Source organism: Schwartzia sp. (in: firmicutes), assembly GCF_978017985.1.
Map to the genome: position 1 here is coordinate 1 of NZ_CDXDFU010000118.1, position 7,885 is coordinate 7,885.

The 7,885-nt window shown below is 49.4% G+C and carries 9 protein-coding genes and 1 riboswitch; of the genes, 7 read left to right on the top strand and 2 right to left on the bottom strand.

Translation table 11 applies throughout. The features are described from left to right. On the top strand, window positions 1–766 hold a 766-nt coding region (locus ACY69O_RS05380), incomplete at its 5' end, for a TonB family protein (RefSeq protein WP_462332439.1). Window positions 767–814: 48 nt separating this feature from the next. Here ACY69O_RS05380 and ACY69O_RS05385 read toward each other — a convergent pair. Both ACY69O_RS05385 and trpD read right to left on the bottom strand, forming a co-directional pair. Then, window positions 815–2,212: an alanine/glycine:cation symporter family protein gene (locus ACY69O_RS05385; RefSeq protein WP_462332440.1), complete on the bottom strand. Its 1,398-nt coding sequence runs from the start codon at window positions 2,210–2,212 to the stop codon at window positions 815–817. A 135-nt stretch (window positions 2,213–2,347) separates the two neighbouring features. Further along, the gene (gene trpD / locus ACY69O_RS05390) at window positions 2,348–3,382 is read right to left on the bottom strand and encodes an anthranilate phosphoribosyltransferase (protein ID WP_462332441.1); all 1,035 of its coding nucleotides are present in this window, start codon (window positions 3,380–3,382) and stop codon (window positions 2,348–2,350) included. A 124-nt stretch (window positions 3,383–3,506) separates the two neighbouring features. Then, window positions 3,507–3,607, top strand: a riboswitch (TPP riboswitch). Between the two features lie 43 nt (window positions 3,608–3,650). Here trpD and thiM point away from each other — a divergent pair. The 6 genes from thiM to ACY69O_RS05420 all read left to right on the top strand — a co-directional run. After that, complete coding sequence (gene thiM / locus ACY69O_RS05395) at window positions 3,651–4,484, top strand: hydroxyethylthiazole kinase (RefSeq protein ID WP_462332442.1); 834 nt, start codon at window positions 3,651–3,653, stop codon at window positions 4,482–4,484. A 3-nt stretch (window positions 4,485–4,487) separates the two neighbouring features. After that, window positions 4,488–4,799 carry a thiamine-binding protein gene (locus tag ACY69O_RS05400; protein WP_462332443.1) on the top strand — a complete coding sequence of 104 codons (312 nt, stop codon included), beginning with the start codon at window positions 4,488–4,490 and terminating at the stop codon, window positions 4,797–4,799. Then, window positions 4,796–5,488 (top strand): thiamine phosphate synthase, encoded by a 693-nt coding sequence (locus ACY69O_RS05405; protein WP_462332444.1) that lies wholly within the window; start codon window positions 4,796–4,798, stop codon window positions 5,486–5,488. The genes ACY69O_RS05400 and ACY69O_RS05405 overlap by 4 nt, the downstream gene beginning before the upstream one ends. Window positions 5,489–5,621: 133 nt before the next feature. After that, a complete protein-coding gene (locus ACY69O_RS05410; protein WP_462332445.1) occupies window positions 5,622–5,990 on the top strand; it encodes a VOC family protein in 369 nt (122 codons plus the stop codon). A 19-nt stretch (window positions 5,991–6,009) separates the two neighbouring features. Then, window positions 6,010–6,519 (top strand): acyl-CoA thioesterase, encoded by a 510-nt coding sequence (locus ACY69O_RS05415; protein ID WP_462332446.1) that lies wholly within the window; start codon window positions 6,010–6,012, stop codon window positions 6,517–6,519. A 38-nt stretch (window positions 6,520–6,557) separates the two neighbouring features. Next, window positions 6,558–7,885: aldo/keto reductase (locus tag ACY69O_RS05420; RefSeq protein WP_462332447.1), on the top strand; the 1,328-nt coding region annotated here is incomplete at its 3' end.

Sequence of the window (7,885 nt, forward strand, 5' to 3'; positions counted from 1 at the left end):
GGGAGGTGTTCTTGTGGGAAGTGTCGAGCTTTTTGAAAGGGATAGTCAAAGCCGATGGAGAAAGGCGGTTTTTCTTTCGGTTTTGCTTCACGCAGGAGCATTTGCCGTATTTAACTATTTTGCACCTGTTATGCAGCCTCAAGAGAGTCAGCCCCTGATGGTGGAGCTGGAAGGGCTGCCGCAGGAGAGCTTTCCTGAAAGCGGAGGAAATGGTATAGGTTCAGGCGGTACAGGGATTGCTTATGGTGATGGTGCCTTATATGGCGGAGACGGGCAGATTTATTCTGCGGAGACTGCAGAGGCCGGTGAAGGTGATGATATTTTGACTGAAGCAGCTGCTGCTGTGCCTGTGGAAAATAGCAGCGGTGCAGTTTCGGGTACTGCAGGAAGCAAAGAAGCGGCTGAGAAGGAGATAGCGAGGAAGGAGGAAGCTGGCGGCGGAAGCTTTGATCCTTATTCGATATTGATAAACTCCGGAAGCGGCGGGCCATCTCTTGGCAGGAGTGCAAAGCTTCTTCATGCTGAGTATCCTGCGGCAGGAACGGCGACCTATAAAGGCCGTGTGAATATCTCCGCCTGTATAGGGACGGACGGGAAAATACGTTATGCGGAGGTCGTCCATTCGTCGGGAAGTAAACTCGTGGATGCGATTGCAATGAGCTGCGCAAAGAAATGGATTTACCGTCCCGCAACGGACAAAAACGGAACGCCTATAGAGTGCAATGCGCTCATAAGCATTCCGTTCCGTGAAAAGAAGGAAAAATAAAAGCAGTGCATATCGCGAATGTGCGGTATACACTGCTTTTTTATGTCGTTATTTTACTTTGCTTTCTTCGTAATCCTTCAGTGCGTCGAGTGCTTCTCCCGCAAGAGGATAAAGCATGAATATGTTGAAGATGGTCATGAGTCCGACACCCACATCGCCGAGGTCCCATACGAAGGTGTAAGCGGCAAGTCCGCCGATAAAGAGCATTGTGAGGGCAATGACCTTATATACCGTCTGCCATACCCAGTAATCTCCGAAGATGTACGCCACATTCGAGCGGGCGTAGAATAGGATTCCGATGAATGTGGAGAAGCAGAACAGGAAAAGAATCATGGCAATGAAAAATGTTCCAAAGCCGCCGAGGTGATAGTTTACAGCAGCCTGCAAAAGATCCATGCCAACCTTGCCGTCCGTAACGCTGCGCGGCGCGAGGAGCAGTATGAAAGCAGTGCAGCTGCAGATAACTATTGTGTCTATAAAGACGCCGAGGGACTGGACAAGTCCCATCTGAGCAGGGTGCTTTACGCGGACAGTTGCGGCGGCGCATGGAGCGGAGCCGCTGCCTGCTTCGTTTGAGAAAAGGCCGCGCTTTACACCTGTCATGAGTACGGCGCCGAAGCCGCCTGCCGCGACCTGCTGAAAGCCGAATGCTTCAGCGAAGATGCGGGCCAGAACATCAGGAATCGCCGTGATGTTTATGATGATAAGAGCCACGGTTATTCCAAAGTAGCAGATTGCCATGAACGGTACGAGAATATCAAGCACCGGTACTGTGAGGTTCTTTCGCAGTACTATTATTGCGGAAAAGAGAACAAGAACAACGGTCGTATAAATAGGCTGAATCCCGAAAGCGTTCGAGAATGCCGAAGTTACCGAGTTGCTTATGACCTGGCTGATGCCGCACCAGCATATGAGGCCTGACAGGGCAAAAAGAAAAGCGATAACGGAATAGCGCATGGGCTTTCCGTTTCTTTTTTCAAAATAATCGTGAATGTAGTATGCAGGGCCGCCGCGGAATCCGCCGTAAAGAGGGTCTCTTGTCTGGTGGAGCTGTGCGAGGGTTGCTTCTATAAAAGCGGTGGAGGAGCCTAAGAGCGCGGATATCCACATCCAGAACACTGCTCCGGCACCTCCTGCGGAAACTGCGGCAACAACACCCACAAGATTTCCCATTCCCACGCGTGTGGCGGTGGAAATCATCAGGGACTGAAAAGATGAAAGTCCGTCGCGGTGATGTGTCTGTTTGGCTACTGTCTCGACTTCGTCACGGAAAAGGCGGACAGGGAGCACTCTTGTCCGTATTGTGAAGTAAATTCCCGTGGGGATTAACAGAATGACTAAAAGTGAAAGCCCGAGTGTGCCTCCGCCCGGCAGAGGTATTGAAAATAGGTCGCCCCAGAGTAAAGCGCAGGCTGATTCGATTAGGTTGATAATGCTCTGGATCATATAACATGTCTCCTTGACGAAAAAAATAACTCGGCTGAACAGCCTCGTTGAAAGCAAAATAGAGAGTGTCCGTCCGAGACAGACACTCTCTATATTTTACGGGGAAAGTGTTATTTTGTAAATATTAGGAGAAGATTATTTGTTGCTTTCGCGGCGGAATGCATCTACCTGTTTCAGTGCGGAACCGTCTGCAACGAGCTTTTCTGCAAGCTCGACACCTTCCTTGACGGAAGCGGCTTTTCCACCGACATAGAGGGCCATTCCTGCGTTCATCATGACGATATCGTATTTCGGGCTCTTTTTGCCGTTCAGGATGTCCAGGGTATCTTTGGCATTTTCCTCAGGGGTTCCGCCGACGATATCATCTTTCGCAGCGCGTTTGAATCCGAAGTCCTCAGGCTGGATTACATAGTTTTTGTATTCTGCGGAGTCTGCACCGTTTGGAGCGTGGAACTCGCATACTGTTGTGGGGGCGCTGATGGAGATTTCGTCCAGTTTGTCCTGTCCGTAAATAACAACGCCGTGTTTTACGCCTAGTCCGACGAGAACCTTCGCAAGCGGCTGAACAAGATATTCATCGTAAACACCCAGTACCATGCGTGTCGGGTGTGCAGGGTTCGTGATAGGTCCGAGGATATTGAATACTGTGCGGATACCAAGCTCCTTGCGGATAGGTCCGACGTATTTCATGGAAGCATGGTATTTCTGAGCGAACATGAAGCAGAGGCCGATTTCTTTAAGCTCGCGGACACAGGTTTCGGGCGGCTGGTCGAGATTTACTCCCAGAGCCTCAAGGCAGTCTGCTGCGCCGCTCTTGGAGGATGCGGCACGGTTGCCGTGTTTTGCGACTTTTACTCCACCCGCGGAAATGATGAAAGCGGCAGTAGTAGAGATGTTGATGCTGCCTGCATGGTCGCCGCCTGTACCGACGATTTCAAGAACGTCCATGTCGTGTACGACCTGCTTTGCATGGTCGCGCATAGCGGCAGCGGACCCTGCAATCTCAGGTATTGTCTCTGCTTTTGTACTCTTGGTGGAGAGTGCTGCGAGGTATGCTGCGTTCTGTACGGCGGTGGTCTCACCGTCCATGATTTCTGTCATTACCTGGTAGGCTTCATCGTATGTCAAATCCTCTTTACATACGATTTTCTTGATTGCCTCGGCTATCATTGATATCACTCCTTGGAAAAATAAAAATTTTGCCTGAACTGTAACATTGCAATTATACCACAAAAACATCTGTGTTTTATTAAACGACAATAATTTGACAAAAAATTTTTTTGATGGTAATTTGTAGGTGTTGCAGGGGAGCCGCGAAGGCGGCTGAGAAGGAATACCTGACTCTTTGAACCTGATCAAGTTTAGACTTGCGTAGGGAGCAACAGAGAAAGGGAGTATTGCCGGCTGCGTGCCGGCTTTTTTGTTTGGAGGAATCGTTATGAAAAAAGAAGAGCTTCAGAAAGCTGTGCGGGAAGCCGTGAACGCCGTTCGCGCGAAAAATCCCATGGCACCGTCGATTACGAACACGGTTACCATCAATCTGGTAGCAAACGCGCAGCTTGCTGTGGGCGGCTCGGCGGCTATGGTTTACATGCCTGATGAGGGCGAGGCAATGGCGAAATTGGGCGGTGCCGTGTATATAAACATGGGAACTCAGATGCCTATCTATGCAGAGACTCTCATACGTACGGCACGGGCGCTTTGTGAGGAAGGAAAGACATGGGTGGTTGATCCCGTGGGAATCGGGGTTGGCGGACTTCGCATGAGCGTTTTGAAATCCTTTAGGGAGTTCAAGCCCGGTGTTGTACGCGGAAATGCCTCTGAAATCATTGCGCTTGCAAATCTCTGGGGACTTGAAAGCAGTGTAAGAAATGACGGGGTTCGGGGTGTGGATTCTACGGATAGCGTTGATACCGCACGCACGGCGGCAATATCTATAGCACGGTTCACAGGCGGTGCTGTTGCCGTTTCGGGAGCTGAGGATTTGGTGACTGACGGTACGGTTGTCGTGCGTGCAAAGGGCGGCTCGAAATTCCTGCCTATGATTACGGGGGCAGGCTGCTCACTGGGCGGCGTTGTTGCGGTCTATGCCTGCTGCGCTTCGCCTTTTGCGGCTGCGCTCACAGGAACGCTTATATATAATCTTGCAGGAACGCGCGCGGAGAAAAAATCCGAAGGGCCTGCAAGCTTTCAGGTTAATTTCCTTGACGAGCTTTATAAAGCAAAAGCAGAAGAGATTGCTGAACAGGATTTTTACATTGAGGAGGCATAAATCATGAATACTTTGATTGCAGTGGCGATTGCGCCATGCGGAACAGGAGAAGAGCTTTCCAAAGAGGTGGCTGAGGTCATCAGAGTGATTCGTAAATCCGGACTCCCGAATCGTACAAATTCGATGTTCACTGAAATAGAGGGTGAATGGGACGACGTCATGCGTGTTGTAAAGGACGCCACAATGGTGCTGGCGGAAAAGGGAATCCGCACAGAGGTGGTGCTGAAGGCGGATATCCGGCCGGGCTATACTGATATGATGCACGGGAAAACGAAAAAGGTAGAGGATATTCTGGCAAAGGGGACAGAAAAATGAGTATAAGGGAAAATCTGGATATATCCTCGTATCTTGTGGTAGGGCCTGAGAATACACTTGGACGTCCCGTGCGTGATATAGTGCATGCAGCGGTGGAGTCGGGATTTACCTGCGTACAGATACGTTCAAAGGTTGCGTCAGCCAGAGAAATGATAGAGCTTACAGGGGAAGCCGCAGATGTGATTGCAAAAGCAGGGAAATCCGAAACAGTGGCGCTTCTTGTTGATGACCGTCTTGATGTGGTGCTGGCAGCACGTAAACTTGGTATAAAGGTGGACGGCGTGCATGTTGGACAGTCGGATATACCTCCTGAAATATGCCGCGAATATCTTGGCGAAGATGCAATAGTCGGACTCTCCGCACGGTCAAATGAACTTTTGGATTACGTTGCCAATGCTGATGTTTCTCCCATTGATTATTTCGGTGCAGGACCGCTTCATGATACCGAAACAAAAAAGGACCTCACGCGCGGCGAGGATGGAAACATTATTCTCCGCACCTTTGACGAACTTAAAAAGCTGGCTGAGACATCACCTGTGCCGGTGGTCGTTGGAGGCGGAGTTAAAGCAAAAGACCTGCCTGCACTGAGGGACACAGGAGTTGCCGGTTTCTTTGTCGTGTCGGCGGTAGCAGGAGCGGAGGATCCAAGGGCTGCGGCTGAGGAACTCAGAAGTATTTGGGTGCGGTGAAATCATTGAAATGCCTCTGCCTTTGCGGAGGCGTTTTTAATTGGCATTTTATTGAGGTGTTTTTGCGGGTTTGATATAATTGATAATAAAGTTACATTAAAATATTATAAGTAAATATAAGGGGCGAATAAATATGGGTTTTAAGTTTGCACATAACAATTTCAATGTAGTTGATTTGGAAAAGAGCATGAAGTTTTACGAGGAAGCACTTGGATTTAAGGAAGCACACCGTCTGAACGGCCCTGGATTCACTCTCGTATATCTTTCCGATGGAGGAAAGACTCCGCATGAGCTTGAGCTTACATGGCTCCACGACAGAAAGGAAGCTTACAATCTCGGAGAGAACGAGTTCCATCTGGCTGTTTATACAGATGATTTTGAAGCAGCGCACAAAAAGCATAAGGAGATGGGCTGCATCTGTTACGAAAATGAGGCAATGGGAATTTACTTTATCAATGACCCGGACAATTATTGGATAGAGATTCTGCCCGAAAAGAAATAACAGAACGGGGGTAAGGACGATGCAACCGGTAAAAATAGTTATCAGTCAGGTTATGATGCCGAATCAGGCTAATCCAAGCGGCAATGTTCATGGCGGAGAAATCATGAAGCTGATGGATTCTACTGCCTACGCGGCTGCCCGTAAATACTCGCGCACGAATGTTGTTACGGCACGTGTTGATGAGCTTGAGTTTCATCTGCCCATAATGATTGGAGACCTTGTTACCTGCTCGGCGGAAGTCGTCTTTGTCGGACACAGTTCTATGGAGATTGCAGTAGAGGTAGTGGTAGAGGATTTAGATCAGGAATGCTGCCCGCAGAGAGCGCTTTCAGCTTATTTTACGATGGTTGCGCTGGACCGCAACTCCCGTCCGAAATCCGTGCCGCACCTCAGCCTTGATACCGAGGAAGCAAAGCGTGCCTTTGAGGATGGTAAAAAGCGCTACGAAAGATATAAAGAACGGAAAAAGCTCCAGGCCGAAAAGAAAAAACAGCATCAGGCAGGGAAAAAGAACGAAAAGCCGGAATAACAGCATGTAAGGAGCTTCTCAGGAGGCTCCTTTTTGCCGTGAAGAAAACGCAGAAATTTTTGCTTGGAATGGTACGGGATAATATTCAGTGCCATTTGGGATTGATTCCGGGAGGGAGTATTATGAGCGGAGGTATGAGCCGAAGAACGGCAATAAAGGTTATAGGCGGCAGTGTTTTGGGGCTTGCCGGAGTCGGTGCGCTGGTAAAAAGAGAAGATATAATACGCTGGCTTGATGCTGACAAAGCGGCGATGGAGGCAGGCGAAACAACGGCAGGTATGGTCTCGACACGCTTTTATGCGCCGCTGGGACGTGAGCTTTCTGTTCTTGGATTTGGCTGCATGCGCTTCCCGAAGAAGGGCGATGAAATAGATTTCGAGCTTACGGAAAAAATGGTGGACTACGCTTATCGTCACGGCATCAATTACTACGATACGGCGTATTTCTACCACGGCGGAAAATCCGAGGAGACCATCGGGCGCATACTGAAAAAATATCCGCGTGACAGCTTCTGCCTCACGGATAAAATGCCTACTTCTATAATCAGCGACCCGAAGATGATTCCTGAAATATTTGAGGAGCAGCTTCGCCGCTGCGGAGTAGAATACTTCGATAACTATCTCCTGCACTCTCTTTCGAGCAGAGAGAAGTTTGAGCGTATTTATCTCGCGGGAGGCGGACTGGATTATCTTCGTGAACAGAATGAAAAGGGCCGCATACGTTCCCTTGGTTTTTCATTCCATGGAGATGTTCCGTTCTTTAACTATCTTATGGACAATTTCACATGGGACTGCACCATGATTCAGCTCAACTACCGCGACTGGAACGATGAAAATGAAGCCCCTGAGGGCAGCCGTCAGGCAGGAAGCCTCTACCGCAAGCTGGAAGAAAAGAATGTGCCGTGCTTCGTAATGGAGCCGGTGAAGGGTGGAAATCTTGCAGTGCTTCCGGATAATGCCATGGAGATATTAAAAAAGCGTGAGCCTGAAAAGAGCGCGGCTTCCTGGGCACTCCGTTACGTCGGCACAAAGCCTCTCGTTGTTACAATGCTTTCGGGTATGTCCACCCTTGAGCAGGTGGTGGACAATGTAAGTACAACGGCAGATTTCAGACCGCTCAATGCAGGGGATTTGCGTGTCCTTAACCTTTCCATGGGCAAGAACGACACATCAGGAACTATCCCGTGTACCTACTGCCGTTACTGTGACCCGTGTCCTTATGGTGTAGATATTGCAGGTGTTTTCAAAGTATATAACCTGTGGGCAGAGCGTTTGGGACTCACGGAAGGCGGGCATGGCGGAATAAAGGAAAAGAAGGAATTCCTCACAAGATATAAAAATGCGGTAGAAAAATCGGCAAGGGCGGA